The sequence below is a fragment of the Candidatus Poriferisodalis sp. genome, from assembly GCF_965203655.1.
Taxonomy (GTDB): Bacteria; Actinomycetota; Acidimicrobiia; order Acidimicrobiales; family Poriferisodalaceae; genus Poriferisodalis.
On the sequence record NZ_CBDBDD010000001.1, the window covers coordinates 83,352 to 97,511 of the forward strand.

13 protein-coding genes and 1 pseudogene are annotated in these 14,160 nt (G+C 67.4%); 4 read left to right on the forward strand and 10 right to left on the reverse strand.

Annotated features, from left to right (window positions below; translation table 11 throughout):
- Positions 1-17 precede the first annotated feature (17 nt).
- Positions 18-869 carry an LLM class F420-dependent oxidoreductase gene (locus ACOGW9_RS00370; RefSeq protein ID WP_419907318.1) on the reverse strand — a complete coding sequence of 284 codons (852 nt, stop codon included), beginning with the start codon at positions 867-869 and terminating at the stop codon, positions 18-20.
- An 83-nt stretch (positions 870-952) separates the two neighbouring features.
- A complete protein-coding gene (locus ACOGW9_RS00375; protein ID WP_419907320.1) occupies positions 953-2,065 on the reverse strand; it encodes an LLM class flavin-dependent oxidoreductase in 1,113 nt (370 codons plus the stop codon).
- A 180-nt stretch (positions 2,066-2,245) separates the two neighbouring features.
- On the opposite strand from ACOGW9_RS00375, the gene ACOGW9_RS00380 reads away from it, so the two are divergent.
- Positions 2,246-2,989 (forward strand): helix-turn-helix domain-containing protein, encoded by a 744-nt coding sequence (locus ACOGW9_RS00380; protein ID WP_419907322.1) that lies wholly within the window; start codon positions 2,246-2,248, stop codon positions 2,987-2,989.
- A 31-nt stretch (positions 2,990-3,020) separates the two neighbouring features.
- On the opposite strand, the gene ACOGW9_RS00385 is transcribed toward ACOGW9_RS00380, so the two are convergent.
- The 3 genes from ACOGW9_RS00385 to ACOGW9_RS00395 are packed head-to-tail and all read right to left on the reverse strand — an operon-like array spanning position 3,021 to position 6,291.
- Positions 3,021-4,268, reverse strand: coding sequence for a CaiB/BaiF CoA transferase family protein (locus ACOGW9_RS00385; protein WP_419907324.1), 1,248 nt, complete (start codon positions 4,266-4,268; stop codon positions 3,021-3,023).
- Entirely contained in the window at positions 4,268-5,548 is a 1,281-nt protein-coding gene (locus ACOGW9_RS00390) for a CaiB/BaiF CoA transferase family protein (RefSeq protein ID WP_419907326.1), read from the reverse strand. Before ACOGW9_RS00390 ends, ACOGW9_RS00385 begins: the two co-directional genes overlap by 1 nt.
- Positions 5,545-6,291, reverse strand: coding sequence for a lysophospholipid acyltransferase family protein (locus tag ACOGW9_RS00395; protein ID WP_419907328.1), 747 nt, complete (start codon positions 6,289-6,291; stop codon positions 5,545-5,547). The genes ACOGW9_RS00390 and ACOGW9_RS00395 overlap by 4 nt, the downstream gene beginning before the upstream one ends.
- A 71-nt stretch (positions 6,292-6,362) precedes the next feature.
- On the opposite strand from ACOGW9_RS00395, the gene ACOGW9_RS00400 reads away from it, so the two are divergent.
- Positions 6,363-7,256, forward strand: a complete 894-nt coding sequence (locus tag ACOGW9_RS00400) for a MaoC/PaaZ C-terminal domain-containing protein (RefSeq protein ID WP_419907330.1) — start codon at positions 6,363-6,365, stop codon at positions 7,254-7,256.
- 2 nt (positions 7,257-7,258) lie between these two features.
- Here the strand turns inward: ACOGW9_RS00400 and ACOGW9_RS00405 are convergent, their stop codons facing one another.
- Positions 7,259-8,863 carry a M1 family metallopeptidase gene (locus ACOGW9_RS00405; RefSeq protein ID WP_419907332.1) on the reverse strand — a complete coding sequence of 535 codons (1,605 nt, stop codon included), beginning with the start codon at positions 8,861-8,863 and terminating at the stop codon, positions 7,259-7,261.
- Between the two features lie 93 nt (positions 8,864-8,956).
- Positions 8,957-9,634 carry a dienelactone hydrolase family protein gene (locus ACOGW9_RS00410; RefSeq protein WP_419907334.1) on the reverse strand — a complete coding sequence of 226 codons (678 nt, stop codon included), beginning with the start codon at positions 9,632-9,634 and terminating at the stop codon, positions 8,957-8,959.
- A gap of 89 nt (positions 9,635-9,723) precedes the next feature.
- Here ACOGW9_RS00410 and ACOGW9_RS00415 point away from each other — a divergent pair, with 89 nt between their 5' ends.
- Positions 9,724-10,929 carry a hypothetical protein gene (locus ACOGW9_RS00415; protein ID WP_419907336.1) on the forward strand — a complete coding sequence of 402 codons (1,206 nt, stop codon included), beginning with the start codon at positions 9,724-9,726 and terminating at the stop codon, positions 10,927-10,929.
- A 92-nt stretch (positions 10,930-11,021) separates the two neighbouring features.
- Here the strand turns inward: ACOGW9_RS00415 and ACOGW9_RS00420 are convergent, their stop codons facing one another.
- From ACOGW9_RS00420 to ACOGW9_RS00430, 3 genes are all read right to left on the reverse strand, one after another.
- Positions 11,022-12,173: an amidohydrolase family protein gene (locus ACOGW9_RS00420; RefSeq protein ID WP_419907338.1), complete on the reverse strand. Its 1,152-nt coding sequence runs from the start codon at positions 12,171-12,173 to the stop codon at positions 11,022-11,024.
- Between the two features lie 99 nt (positions 12,174-12,272).
- A complete protein-coding gene (locus ACOGW9_RS00425) occupies positions 12,273-13,055 on the reverse strand; it encodes an alpha/beta hydrolase (RefSeq protein ID WP_419907340.1) in 783 nt (260 codons plus the stop codon).
- Between the two features lie 23 nt (positions 13,056-13,078).
- Positions 13,079-13,738, reverse strand: coding sequence for an O-methyltransferase (locus ACOGW9_RS00430; RefSeq protein WP_419907342.1), 660 nt, complete (start codon positions 13,736-13,738; stop codon positions 13,079-13,081).
- A 124-nt stretch (positions 13,739-13,862) separates the two neighbouring features.
- Here ACOGW9_RS00430 and ACOGW9_RS00435 point away from each other — a divergent pair.
- Positions 13,863-14,160 (forward strand): annotated as a pseudogene (locus ACOGW9_RS00435) (acyl-CoA carboxylase subunit beta); the annotation flags it as partial.

Below are 14,160 nucleotides of genomic sequence, written 5' to 3' on the forward strand. Positions count from 1 at the left end.
CACTGTTATCGCCCTACTTATGCATCCGCGTAGTCAGCGAGGATCTGCCCGTATGTCTCGCCGAGCTGGGGCGGCCTGCGCCCCGGCACCATCACTTGGCTGACGCCGAGCTCGACCAGCTGATCGAGGTGGGCGCGGTCGGTCCCGCCAGTAGTCCACATCTCGACGTCACTTGGGTCGCGTCCCGCGGCCTCGGCATAGCGGCGCGTCGATTCGAAGAGCCCCGCTAGCACCTCAACAGGCCGTTCGGCCGGGAAGAACACGTCGCCGAGCTCACCGGCGCGCCGGGCGGCGCGGTCGCTGTGGCCGCCTACCAGGATCGGCACCGGCTGCTGGACGGGCTTGGGTTGCGAGTAGACCGGGTCGAAGTCGACGAACTCACCGTGGAACTCGGCTTCCTCCTCGGTCCACAGCACACGCAGCGCCGCGATGTACTCGTCGGTGCGCGCACCCCGACGGTCGAAAGGCACGCCGAGTGCGTCGAACTCCTCGCGCAGCCATCCCACGCCGATGCCGAAGTCGAAACGACCGCCGCACAGGCGGTCGAGCGAAGCAATCTCCTTCGCCAGGATCAGGGGGTTGCGCTGGGGCAGGATGAGAATGCCGGTTGCCAGCCGGATGCGTGCCGTCACTGCGGCGGCATACGCCAGCCAGATGAGCGGGTCTGAGTGGTCGAGCTGGCTTGCGCCCTTGAACAGGCGCCCGCCCTCGTCGTAGGGATAGGTGGAGCTGTACGACTTCGGCACCACCACATGCTCGATCGCCCACAGCGAATCGAAGCCGACTTCCTCAGCGGTCTGGGCGGTCTCCTGCGCCGCAGCGCCATCGACGTTGCCCATCAAGTTCGCGGAGATCAGGCCGAATCTCATCTGGAAGCCCCCGTCCGCCGCACTCGGGCGGCGCGGCGGCGAACATCATGGCCGATCAGCGCCGCGGATTCCCGCGGGCTCGGCTAGGCGGCAGCGGCGGCGAGCTCGGTGGCGGCGAGGCCGACCGGCGGGGCGTCCCACTCCTTGAGCACGGGCAGCACCTCGGTGGCGAACAGGTCGCGGTTGCGGCGGGCCTCTGTCCAGTTCATGCCGGCGAAGCACAGGTTCGGGAAGAACGCCGCTATGCCGATCTTGTCCTTGATGAACTGGATCTTCTCGAGCACCTGGTCGGGCGTGCCGAACGGCATCAGGCGAGCGAAATCCTCGGCTGCGCCGCGGGCGCCGTGGCGGTCGATGTACTTGGAGATGCCCTCGTAGAACTCGTAGCCCTTGACGCCCTCGTGCGGGCGCTTGGGCCCGAACTCGTAGTGCTTCATCACCGTGCCGTAGTAGTTGCAGATGTGCTCGAGCGCCTTCTCCTCGGCACGATCGGCGTTGGTGTCCACCCAGCAGAAACCTCCCGACAGCGGGGGCGGCGGGGGTGCGGTGTGGTGGTTGACCCATTCGCCGTGGTACGCAGCGAAGTCTGACTCGACGATGTCCCACGGCTTCTGCGGGATCACCAGCAGGCCGATGCCGAGTTGTGCCATGAGCGGCATGCCCTCGGGAGACACCGCGGCCGCATAGGTGCGGCCCTTGAAGGAGTGCTCCGGAGTCGGGCGGATGTCGCGGCGGGGCTGCTGCACGAACTCGCCGTCGTGCTCGACGTAGCCCTGCTCGAGGCCCTCGATGAGCATCTTGGCGTACTCCAGGAACCGCTCCCGGCTGGAGTTCATGTCCACCCGGAAGCCCTCGTACTCGATGCGGGCCAGGCCGCGGCCGATCCCCAAGATGAGCCGGCCGTCGGAGAGGTTGTCGAGCATGGTCACCTGCTCGGCGACGCGCATCGGGTCATGCCACGGCAGCACGATGACCGCGGTGCCGAGCTGGAGGTTGGTCTTGCCGGCGACCCACGTCAGGAACTGCACCGGGTCGGGGCACATCGTGTAGTCGGTGAAGTGGTGCTCCACCGTCCAGATCGAGTCGAAGCCGAGATCCTCGGCTTCCTCGACCATGCGGATCTCTTGGTCCCAGACCTCACGGTCCGAGAGCGCATTTTCCGGATTCTGGAAGACGGCCGAGTATCCGACGTGCATGACGTGCCCCCTGGTCCGGCCGCCTGTGCCGCGGCCAGAATCTAATGTTAGGCAGATTCCCGACTCGCCGCGTCCGCGCAGCTGTGACTGTCCTGGGGCGACTGTGCAGGGGCCGGCCAATGCATGACGAGAGGTCGGGCGGTTAGCGTCACCACTCAGTCGAACGAGGAGAAGTCGGTCATGGAAACGGCGGCGGTAGCGCGCAGCATGCGCGGCTCAGTGGGGATGCTGGCGATGGATTGGCTGATGGACCCGTCCACGCTGGAGAAGGCGGCGCAGCGCGGCATGGCCGAGGGCCTCGGGGCATATGCAACCGGCCGGCTGGGCGTGCTCGGCGAGTGCCCGGTCGACAACGTGATCGGCGCAGCATTCTTCTGGAATCCCGACACCATGCGCTCAGCCGTCGAAGCGGGCCGTGCGGTTATGAACCCGTCACAGGGGGCGTTGATCTGGGCCGACATCTGCACCGAGTACGGCGAGAAGCGACTCGCCGGGATGGAGGGCGCGGAGCGTTTGGGCGAACTGCTCGAGCGGGTCGTGGACGCTGCCGTCCCCCAAGGTGCGCCGACCTTTGTCGGCTGGCGGGACATGCCTCGACCTGGCGAACCCGGCCCGGCTCATGCGTTCTTCATGGCCCAGATCATGCGCGAGCTGCGCTTCGGCCGGCACGCCGTGGCCGTGCAGGCGCTGGGCATGGGACCGCTCGAGGCGATCCTGTCGGGTCCTGCGGGCGAATGGAATGCCGAGTTCTTCGGGTGGCCCAAGCCCTATCCCGACGTCAGCGATCTCGGTGATGCCCGCGAGGAGATCGAGTCGCTGACCGACAAGCTGCATGCGCCCGACTTCGAGTGCCTGACGCCCGATGAGCGCGCCGAAGTGCGCGAACTGGCGAAAGCGGCACGCTTCCACAATCCCGACGAGTAACCGCGGGGCTGCGGCGCCCAGTCCAGAGAGATCAGTCGGCGATCAGGTCTTGGTGCTCGCCGAGACGCGGCGCGCGTGTTGCGTGCCATGGCGTGGCTGAGAACTTGAACGGGGCACCGGGGTAAGTGACGGCGGCTCCGTCGTGATCGATCTCGACGGGGAAGCCCCGGGCCTCGAAGTGCGAGTCGGTCAGCATCTCCTCGGGCGAGTACACGATGCCGCACGCCAGGCCGATGGTCTGCAAGCCCACGAAGAGCTCGTGTGCGCCGAGTCGTTCGGCCAAGAAGTTGACAGTGTCCCGACCGGCACCGAATACCTCGGCGCCCAGCGGATCGGCATCGAGGTGGAGGATGTCGATCTGCTCGTAACTCTCGCCGAGCGCCAACAGCTCGGTATAGGGACACTCCTCGAACAGCCCCAGCTCGGCAACCCACTTGGCCAGTGCCGCGAACTCGGGGCCTCGGCGGGGCGGCACGCCCGTGTTGAGCCAACGGCCGTCGGCGCACTGCACCTGGGTGGGCTCGCTGATCTGCGGCAGCGCGTGGCGACCGGTCTGGCGCTGCACTTCAATCTGCTGGTTCAGCCAGAAGTAGGTCGCAAACTCGCAGGTGGCATTGGCCGCAGCCAGCATCGAGACGTCGATGAGCTGGCCCCGGCCCGAGTGCTCTCGCCGCATCAGCGCCGCCATCAGCGCGATCACCGCGTACTGGCTCCCCATGTGCAGGCCTTGATTCCCGCCGCCGCGCACCGGTGGGATTGAGTGATCGTCGTATCCACACGACCACATCGGCCCGCCCTCGGCCAGCACGGTCAGGTCGGTGGCCGGCGGATCCGCTCGCTCACGCCCGTTGTGGGTGATCGAGACCCAGATGAGGAGATCGTTGCGTGCAGGCGCCGCTCCAGTGGGATCGCCGGCGCCGCCGAGCTGGTTCCAGTCCAGCCCGAGGCAGTCGAGTCGGCCCAGCGGCTCAGCCTCGATCACGGCGTCGGCGGTGCTCGCTAAGCGGCGGAAGTCGTTCGCGCCCTGCGCACTGTCGAGGTCGACCACGAGCGAGCGCTTCGACGTGTTGTAGTGCCACCACCACAGCGCACCTTCGGGATCGGGTCGGTCGCCGGCGAAGGGTTCGTAGGCGCGCATCGGCGACCCACCGGGCGGCTCGACCACGATGACATCGGCGCCCATGTCCGCCAGCAGCTTTCCGGCCAGGGCGCAGCGCTCGGAGGTCAGCTCGATCACCCGCAGGCCGTCGAGCGCACGTGTAGCAGTCGGCGCCGACATCAGATGACCCCCGCAGCGGCGAGCTCGGCAATCTCGTCAGCGCTGTGCCCCAGCACTTCGCCGAGCACGTAGTGGTTGTCCTCGCCCAGACATGGTGCGGCGCGGCCGATGGCCCAGTCGTTCTCGGACAGGCGCATCGGCAGTCCCTCGACGCGGGTGTCGCCGATGGAGCTGTGGGGTGCGGTCACCCACATGCCCCAGTCGCTCGTGCGGGGATCGCCGTCGATGCGCTCGCTCGGCCGCAGCACCGGTGCGGCGGGCACGCCGGCCGAGACGAGCAGCTCGGCCACCTCGGCCTTGCCGCGCTGCGCAGTCCACTCGCCGATCAGGCGCTCGAGGCGGTGCTCCTCAGCCAAGCGTCCCGCGAGGCGGTCCCAGCATTCATCTGCGGCCCACGGCCGATCGACCGCGTCGGCGAACCGCTGCCAGTCATCGTCATCGCGTACCGCGATCGCCACCCACTCGTCATCGCCCCGGCAGGCCCATACGCCATGGGGCGCCATCGCAGGCGACCGGGACCGGTTGCTGTTGGGCATGCCGTCGCGCCGAGCCGGGCGGCCGTTGACGGTGAAGTCCAGCGACGCCGCTCCGTGCAGCGTTCCGGCTGCTTCGATGCAGGCGAGGTCGACCCACTGTCCCTCGCCAGTGCGGCGCTGGTGATAGAGGGCCATCAGGATCGCCATCGCCATGTAGTACGCGCCTGTGTGGTCCATGAACGAGTAGCCCCAACCGGCTGGCGGCAGATCGGGCAGGCCCGATTGGAAGGTGAGACCCGACACGGCTTGAGCAATCGGGCCCCATGACCTGAAGCTGGCGTAGGGCCCGTCGGCGCCGAAGCCGCAGTTGGAGACGTACACGATGTCGGGCTTGATGGCGCGCTGGGCCTCGTAGCCGAATCCGAGACGCTCCAGCACCCCAGCGGCGAAGTTCTCGGTGACTGCATCGCTGACCGCGATGAGCTCGGCGAGCAGTTCCTTGGCCCGGTCGTCTCGCAAGTTGAGCGTGATGCCGAGCTTGGCGGCGTTGTGGTTGTTGAACGATCCCCCGGCTTCGATGCCGCGGTGCTCCCCAATGAACGGCTGCGTGCCTCGCAGGATGTCCCACCGGCCCTGGTTCACCGGGTCCTCGATGCGGATGACCTCTGCACCGAGCGCAGCCAAGATCTTGGTGGCTCCCGCCCCGGCGAGCTGCCCAGTGAAATCGCAGATGCGAATGCCCGCCAGAGCGCCCGGCCCATAGGGATTCGGCCAGTTGGGCGGGCAGTGGTCGGGATCGATCACGGCACGAGTTCCCGCTTGGGAGAGCGCCACCGTCCTGGCTGTTCGGCCATCGCCCGCGCTCGCTGCTGGCAGTCGTCGAGGGCATCTCGCAGCGTTGCCGTCCATGCCGTCATGTCCGGCCGCTTGGCACGGCCGCCGTCGGCTCCGGTCGGCGGGGCGAGCGGCTCCCCCACCACGATCGCGACCTGCGTCCGCTTCGGGAACTTGGCGCCGCTGGGCATCGCCTCGCGTGTGCCCGCGATGCCCACCGGCAGCACCGGCGCTTCCGACTTTGCGGCCAGCCATGCAGCGCCGTCGAAGACAGGGCCGATGTCGTCGGATGGCTGGCGTGTTCCTTCGGGGAAGACCAGCATCGCCTCGCCGCTGGTCAGCAGACCGAGGGCTGCACGCATCGCGTCGAGGTCAGCCTCGCCGCGGCGGACGGGAAAGACCCCGATCGAGCGCATGAACCAGCCGAGCGGCTTGGGATGGAAGAGCTCCTCCTTGCCCAGGTACCGCACACGACGGTGGGTGAGACCGCCGATGAGCGGACCGTCGAGGTGGCTGCGGTGGACCGGGGCGTAGATGACAGTGCCGTTCGCCCGCAGACGCTCCTGACCGGTGGCCCGCACCCGGTAGACGCGAAACAGCAGGATGCGCACCAGGCCCCGAGCAGCTCGCCATGCCAGTGTCCCGGCGAGCCCGTCGTCGGCCAGCAGCCCTCCGCTGCCTCGCAGCTTCCATCTGGGGGCTCGTGCACTCACGCCCTCGATTCTGGCGTCTCAGCAATGTTCCGCGACGATCCCAAATGCGCGTTGTCATTACGCTCGCAGCCATGCCAGTTCCGACAGACATGGTGGGCGAGACCATCGGGCCCATCTCCCACGACGTCGACGAGCGCTGGACGATGGCCTACTCGGCCTCGCTCGGCGACACCCACGACTGCTATTTCGACACGCTGTCCGACGACGGCGTGGTGGCGCACCCGATGTTCGCCGTGTGCCCGGAGTGGCCGGTCATCGTGGCAGGCCGCGACATCTCCGACCGCTGGGGCATCACGCCCGACGAGGTCCGCCGCTCAGTGCACGCCACCCACGACCTGACGGTCCACCGGTTGGTGCGCCCCGGCGACCATCTCACGACCAGCGTCACCTATACGGGCGTCGAGCAGCGCAAGCCCGGCACCTTTCAGACCATGCGGATCGACACCGTGGACGCCGATGGGAATCCTGTTGCCACGACGTACCAGGGCGGGATGTTCCTCAACGTCGAAACGGTCGGCGGCAACAGGCCCGACCCTGACGCCCCGGCCGAGCCGGACTTCGGCAGGCTGCCCGCGGAGCCCCTTGCCGAGATACCTGTGCCGGTCGCACACGGCGCGGCGCACGCCTACACCGAATGCGCTCGCATCTGGAACCCGATCCACACCGACGCGGCGGTTGCTCGCAAGGCCGGGCTGCCGGGCATCATCCTGCACGGCACCGCCACGCTGGCGCTGGGCGTCTCGGCGGTCGTCGACGCTGTTGCCGACGGCAATCCGCACAGCGCGCGCCGGATCGTCTGCCGATTCCGGGCCATGGTGCTCATGCCCTCGACGATCACCGTGCGCATCTGGGATGTCGTGCCCACGAGCAGCGACGGCGGTGCCACACGGGCTGCCCGCTTCGACGTGCTCAACGCCGAAGGCGGCCCCGCGATAGACCGCGGCGTCGTCGTCCTGAGCGACTGACCTCAGCTGCCGAGCGACGTCGGCACCTCGACGTCGTAGAGCCAATCATCGAGCAGATCGATTGCCGCGATCCCCCCGAGTTCGGCAACGATGGCCGTGAAATCCGCCGTGGTCGTGGTGCCGCCGGCCGCCTCGTCGTAGTGGCGGCGCAGGATCTGGAAGAACGTCTCGTCGCCGAGGTGACGGTGCAGCGCGTGCAGTGTCAGCGTCGACCGTTGGTACACCGCGTTGAAGTCGAACAGCTGATGGACGTCGATGCTGCCGGGAGGTGCCGCCCGCCCAGCGATGATGGCTTGATGCTCCGTGGCCATCAGTTCATCGAGGTCCTGGTCGCCGACCTCAGCCAGGTACAGGAAGCTCAGGTAGTGGGCGAAGCCTTCGTGCAGCCAGATATCGCTCCAGTCCGCCGCGGTCACCGAGTTGCCGAACCACTGGTGGGCAAGCTCATGGGCGATGATCTGCTCGCCAAGCGTCTGGGTGCTGTGCAGCGAGAGAGTCTGGTTCTCCATGGCGAAACCGAAAGAAAGCGGCACCACGAGCGTGCCGTAAGCGTCGAAGGGATATGGGCCGAGCAGCCCTTCGAAATACTCGATTGCCGTTGGCGTGACCGACAGCGCTTCGAGCATCGCTTCTCGCTCGGTGTCTGGCAGGCCAGCGGGGATGTAGTCGCGGATCAGCAGTCCCTCGCGGCTCTGCTGTTCATGGCGCTCGAACTTGCCGATGTACACGGCAGCCAGATAGGTAGCCATCGGGTCGTTCATCTGCCAAGTGAAGGTGCGGCGACCGCCGGCCGCAGTCTCCTCGACCAGCAAGCCTGTCGAGGCAGCCGTGAGGTGCTCAGGCACCGTGATGCTGATGGTGAACGTGGCCTTGTCGGTCGGATGGTTGTTGGATGGGAACCATGACATCGAGCCCGACGGCTCGTTGGCGGTGAAGATCACGCCGCCCTGGTTGAACCAGCCGATGCGAGCGAACGGCACACCCGGGTCGTCGATGCGCTCTGGCACACCCGCATACGCAATCTCGACAGTGAAGCCGGCGCCGGCGGCGATCGGTGCCGCCGGTTGCACGATCAGCTCAGCCCGCTCGCGTGAGAACTCGGCTGCCGTTTCATCGACCTTGACGCCGCTCACTTCGAGGCCAGACAGGTCCAGGTAGACCGTCTCGAGCTTGCCGGTGGACATGGCGTAGACGGTCGTGACGCCATCGATGGTGTTGGCGTCTGGGTCCACATCGAGCACGAGGTCGTAGTGGATGACGTCGTAGCCGCTGTTGCCGAGCCACGGGTAGAAGCTGTCGCCGGCGCCAGCGCCGGGCGGCGGTGATGCGTCGGCATCCGCGGACGCATTCGCATCCGCATCGGTGATGTCGGCTTCGGGCGCCGTAGTCGACGTGGCCTCTGGTGCTGCAGTCGTAGGCGGCGGCGCAGTGGTCTCGGAAGGAAGCGCCGTCGTGGCCGGCGACTCGGCAGTCGTCGTGACAGCCGGGGACGTATCGGGCGGCGGAGTCGTCGCTGCCGGGGCCGCATCATCCTCAGCGGTGCTGCAAGCCGAGAATGCCAGCGCGACGGCAAGCGCGGAGATGGCTGTCTTCATCCATCCGTGCATCGGCGTCACTCTTGCAGAAGAGTCCGATGAAGCGTCGTCGCCCTGGCGCTCGGCTCGTGGGCGCCCGGCGACGCCCGGGCCGGTAGCGCCGGTTCAGCTCAGGTGCTGAGCGAAGTGGTCCAGCGTGCGCTGCTTGGCCAGTGCCGCGGCGTCGGCGTGATAGCTGGCTCGGGCGTCGCAGTTGAAGCCGTGATCGGCACCGTCGTAGATGTGCACGGTGATGTGATCCCAGCGCTCGTCGATGGCATGCACGTTCTCGAGCGGAATGCCGTGGTCCTCGGTGCCGAAGTGAAGCAGCAGCGGGGCGATGGGCCGCTCGTCGAGGTGCGGCATGATCTGCCCGCCGTAGTAGCCCGACGCCGCAGCGATCTTGTCGGCCAGGCGAGCTGAGGCCACGTAGCACATCGACCCGCCCCAGCAATAGCCGACGACGCCGACCTTGCCGCCCTCAGCAGCGCAGTCGGCGGCAGCCGCGATGTCGTCCATCACCTGGTCCACGGTGAGGTCGTCGAAGGCGATCTTGCGGCCGACGTCGATCCCCTCGGCGTTGTAGCCCAGCTCGACGCCGCCCCGCACACGGTCGAACAGCGCCGGCGCCACAGCCAGGTAGCCGTCAGCTGCATAGCCGTCGGCGACGCTGCGGATGTGGTCGTTCACCCCGAAGATCTCCTGCACGACCACCACACCACCCTTGGGCGGCCCCGCAGGATCGGCCCGGTAGGCGCTGAAGGTCACGCCGTCTGAAGCTGCCAAAGAAATCGTCTGTCCCATGGCGCCAATGTCTAGCGGCCCGAGCACTGCCGATGATTTGGCTGCCACCACTTTGGCCGCCGTCCCCGGGTTTCCTAAGGTGCTCGGTCATGGACGGCCCCAGCGAGTCACGCCACGAGCAGGGCCGCGCAGCCGAGCGACACCGGTGCGAGCGCTGGTTCGTTCGCCAAGGACTGCCGCAGCTGATCCACGACTACTCCGCAACCACCGACGTGCTCACCCGCGCCGCGCCGTTCTTGGCGTTCGTGGTGTTCATTGAGTTTTTCTTGGTATTCGGCGACCGATGGACGGGCTGGGCCCAGGCGGGCATCTTCGTGGTGGGCCTAGCGGCAATGGCAGGCGCCATGGCACTCGTGAACCGCATCCGGGGCCGGCGTCTGTGGCAGTTGCCCGAGCGGTTCGGTCCGTGGGAGGTGCTGGCCTATCTCGGGCTCGGTGCCGTGTTTGCCGGCCTGGGATCGTCCAACGCGGTCATCGTCGATGCGGCCTTCACCTTGGGCCTGAATGTGGTGCTGCTCGGCGGCGCGTATGTGGTGACCAGCTGGGGCCTGGTGCCGATGGTGCGTTGGTCGGTGGGTCAGTTGTGGCGTCAGGTGGGTCAAATGACGACGCTTCTGGCCAAGTCGCTCCCGCTCTTGCTGGTGTTCTCGGCGTTCATCTTTCTCAATGCCGAGATGTGGCAGGTGGCTCACGATTTCACATTGCCGTTCTTCGCCATGGTGGCCGGCCTGCTCATCGCCGTCGGGGCGCTGTTCCTCGGCGTCTCTGTGCGGCGCCTTGCCGTGGACCTGGCTCGCTTTGCCTCCTGGGTCGACGTGCGCTCTCGCTGCGCCGACACGCCGGTGGCCCACTTGGTGCCAGCCGACGATGCGCCCCCGCCAGATGCGCCGCCGCTGGGTCGCCGGGCCCGGTCCAATGTCGGCTTGCTGCTGTTCGTGGCTCAGAGCATCCAGACCGTGCTCGTGGCGGGGATCGTCACCGGCTTCTACGTGCTGTTCGGCATGTTCACCGTTCGCGAGAGCACGTTGATGCAGTGGACCACGCTGAGCCAGCTCACCTGGGCAGAGTCGTGGGCGGTGCGTGTGCCGCTGTGGGGCGAGGAACTGCTGTTCAGCCGCCAGCTGGTGCTGGTAGCAGCCTTCATCGGGCTGTTCTCCGGCCTGCAGTTCGCCGTGTCGGTCATGCACGATGCCAGCTACCGCGCGGACTTTGCCGAGGACATGACCGAGGAGCTGCGCGAGGCACTGGCCGTGCGAGCCGTCTACCACCGAACCCTGGTCACCGAATCGCCCTGAGACGCTGGCGGTATGGGGCTACGAGAGCCCCATGCTGTGCCCGACGTTCATGGGGCTACGAGAGCCCCATGCTGTGCCCGACGTTCATGGGGCTACGTCAGGCCCATGAAGCGGCGGGCGTTGGTGTAGACGACCTCGTCGCGCAGGGCGCTCACCTCGTCGTCGAAGCCGTCGAAGGTTTCGTTGAGCTCGGCGAGCGCGCCGGGGAAGGTGCAGTCGTAGTGGGGGTAGTCGGATCCCCACACCACGGTGTGCGCCAGGCCCATCGCGGCGACCTGCTCGAAGGCCTCGCCCTCGCCGGCTTCCATGGTCACGAAGCACTGCTCGGAGAAGATCTCGGTGGGGTCGCGCTTGAGCCGCGGCACGAGGTGGCCCATGGCCTCCTTGTGCTCGTCGAGGCGATCCAGCCAGTACGGCAGCCAGCCCAGGCCCGACTCGAAGAAGCCCACCCGCAGCATCGGGTGATCATCGAGCACGCCCGAGGACACCATCTCCATCACCGACGCCATCTGCTCGAACGGGTGGCAGACCATATGGACGTAGAACTGGTTCTCGTAGCGAGTCTTGGCGAAGCTCGGCATGCCAGAGCCGAAGCTGCCGTGGATGCCGACGGTGAGGTCGTGGTGCTCGGCGGCTGACCACACGCGGTTCATCTCGTCGGAGAACAGCTCAAGCCCTTGATACCGCTCGGGGCGGAAGGTGATGCCGGTCAGACCGGCGTTGGCGACCTCTTCGATCACGGCCACTGCCCCGTCGACTGACTGCAGCGGGCACACGCCCATGCCGAACAGCCGGTTCGGATCCTCCGAGCAGAAGTCGGTCATCCAGCGGTTGTAGGCACGGGCATTCTCAACGGCGATGTCGGGGTCGTTGATGTCACCCGAGATCAGCATGAGCGACGGGAACATCAGCGCCGCGTCGAGGCCCTCGTCGTCCATCACCGACAAGCGAGCGGCCGGGTCGTAGCTGCCGGGCACGATGTCGTCCCAGGTGACATCAGTACCGTATGCGTCCGGGATGCAGGCCGGCGCGATGCCGTTGCGCAGCCTCTTGCCCTCGACGAACATGGCATCGCTGCCGTCGTCCATGATCCGGCACTGCGCGATCAGATCCCGGTATTTGGGATCGGCGTACTCCTCCCACACCGACGTCGGCTCGGCGATATGCGCGTCCGCGTCGTACACCGGCACCTTGCCGTTGGCTGCCAGCGGCCCCAGGCTCTTGCGTTCCTCAGTCATGGCCATGTCACGGCCTCCCCATTGCCCCATGCGACGCGCCCATTCTGCCCCACCCCCGCAAGCGGTGCAGGCGGATGGCAGCGGGGCACGGTGAGCCGGAGAAGCTCAGTCGGCGTAGAGGACCCGTAGACCCCGGCTCACGGCCGGGCCGACCACGGTGTTGTGGTTCTCGCGTGGGAAGACGTGCCAGGTCGAGTCGATGTTGCGGTAGCCGCGGGCCGAGAACTGGTCCCAGAACTTGGCCTGGGGCGAGTATTCGTCGGTCTCGTGCTCCCCCATCGACATGAAGACCTTCACGGCGGGATCGCCGCCCGCGGCGTGGTGCTCTTCCTCGAGACGGAACATGACCTCGTAGTCCCACCACACCGACGGGCTGGCCAGCAGGTAGCGGGCGAACATGTCAGGTGCGTTGAACAGCACGTGCAGGCCGAACAGCGCCGTGAACGAATGGCCGACGTAGGTGGGCTCGCCGACGTGATACCGGTCGTACAGCAGCGGCATGACATCACTGGCGAGCCACTGGCGGAATGGCTCTGCCTGACCGGTCTCAGCGGCAGGCGCCCGGATACCCGTCATCGGCGGGGCCTCGGCCGGCGTCACCGTGTAGTCGATGGCCCGCAGATCGAGCATCTCGCGCATGTCGGGCGTGTCGTGCGCGATGCCCGCCACCACGCAGCGGGGCGTCTCCCGCGACATCGACAGGATGCGGGTGGTGTCCACCGCGGTGCCGAACGTCCACGGCGCGTCACAGCAGACGACGAGCGGGTATGGGTTGGTGGCGTCGGGCCGGTAGCCCATCGGCAATGCCACCCACACCTGGTAGCTGCGGTCGGCATCGTCCCGGTGCAGGATGTGCGTCTCGATGGGCCACGCAGCCTGATCGTTCACGGCCGGGATGCTATTGCGGAGGGTTATGGCTTGGGGCTGATCATCGTCAGGCCGTCGCCGATGGGCAGCAGCACGGTGCGCGTGCGCTCATCGGCGGCCACGTGTTCGTTGAACGCACGCATCGCCTCGGTGGCCTCGTCGTCGTTGGCGGCATCGGCGACCGTGCCGCCCCGCAGCACGTTGTCGACCAAGATCACCCCTCTAGGCGAGAGCCGGCCGACGATCTCGTCGTAGTAGGCGGGATAGCTGGATTTGTCGGCGTCGATGAACGCCAGGTCGATCTGGGGTTCAGGCGGCAGCGCGCGCAGCGTGTCGAGTGCCGATCCGATGCGGAGCTCGATGCGATCAGCCACACCAGCACGCTCCCAGTACCGGCGGGCAATCGACGTCCATTCCTCTGACACATCGCAGCAGATGAGCTGTGCACCCGGTTCCAAGGCGCTGGCGACGCACAACGCCGAATACCCGGTGAAGGTGCCCACCTCGACGGCGAGCCGGGGGCGAAGGGCTGTCGCCAGCACCGTCATGAACGCGCCCTGCAGCGGGCCGATCTGCATGCCGGCCACCCGCCCGAGCGACGCCGTCTCGGCGATCAGCTCACGCTGCACCTCGGTGGGCTGCAGCGAATGCGCCGCCGCATAGAGCGCAGCGCTCTCCTCCACAAATGCCGAGTCCCGCGACACCCGGGCGAGGTTATGGCAGCGAGGTAGGCAAAGGCGGGCTCGGTCATGCAGAATTCGGCAGTTCGCGTCTGCGTGCCCGGCTGGTGGGGCGCAGGCGGGAGCGCTGCGAGCCCGCGGGAGTCACATGCCGGTACTGCGATCCCACATCGATACCTCCGCCGAGTGGTTCACCAAGAACTGCGACGACATGCGCGAGCAACTCGCCGAGCTTGACGAGCTGCAGCAGCAAGCCGCAGCCGGCGGCGGGCCGCGGGCCATGGCACGCATGCGCAGCCGCGACAAGATGCCGGTACGCGAGCGCATCGCCATGGTGCTGGACCGCGACTCGCCCTTCTACGAAATCAGCTCGCTGGCGGGCTACTGCTCGAACTACGCCGTCGGGGGCGGGCTGGTGATGGGCATCGGCGTCGTGAACGGCGTCG

Excerpts from the sequence above, each read along its gene's own strand:
- ACOGW9_RS00370 (WP_419907318.1), bottom strand. The coding sequence starts at position 869 with ATGAGATTCGGCCTGATCTCCGCGAACTTGATGGGCAACGTCGATGGC.
- ACOGW9_RS00375 (WP_419907320.1), bottom strand. The coding sequence starts at position 2,065 with ATGCACGTCGGATACTCGGCCGTCTTCCAGAATCCGGAAAATGCGCTC.
- ACOGW9_RS00380 (WP_419907322.1), top strand. The coding sequence starts at position 2,246 with ATGGAAACGGCGGCGGTAGCGCGCAGCATGCGCGGCTCAGTGGGGATG.
- ACOGW9_RS00385 (WP_419907324.1), bottom strand. The coding sequence starts at position 4,268 with ATGTCGGCGCCGACTGCTACACGTGCGCTCGACGGCCTGCGGGTGATC.
- ACOGW9_RS00400 (WP_419907330.1), top strand. The coding sequence starts at position 6,363 with ATGCCAGTTCCGACAGACATGGTGGGCGAGACCATCGGGCCCATCTCC.
- ACOGW9_RS00405 (WP_419907332.1), bottom strand. The coding sequence starts at position 8,863 with ATGCACGGATGGATGAAGACAGCCATCTCCGCGCTTGCCGTCGCGCTG.
- ACOGW9_RS00410 (WP_419907334.1), bottom strand. The coding sequence starts at position 9,634 with ATGGGACAGACGATTTCTTTGGCAGCTTCAGACGGCGTGACCTTCAGC.
- ACOGW9_RS00415 (WP_419907336.1), top strand. The coding sequence starts at position 9,724 with ATGGACGGCCCCAGCGAGTCACGCCACGAGCAGGGCCGCGCAGCCGAG.
- ACOGW9_RS00420 (WP_419907338.1), bottom strand. The coding sequence starts at position 12,173 with ATGGCCATGACTGAGGAACGCAAGAGCCTGGGGCCGCTGGCAGCCAAC.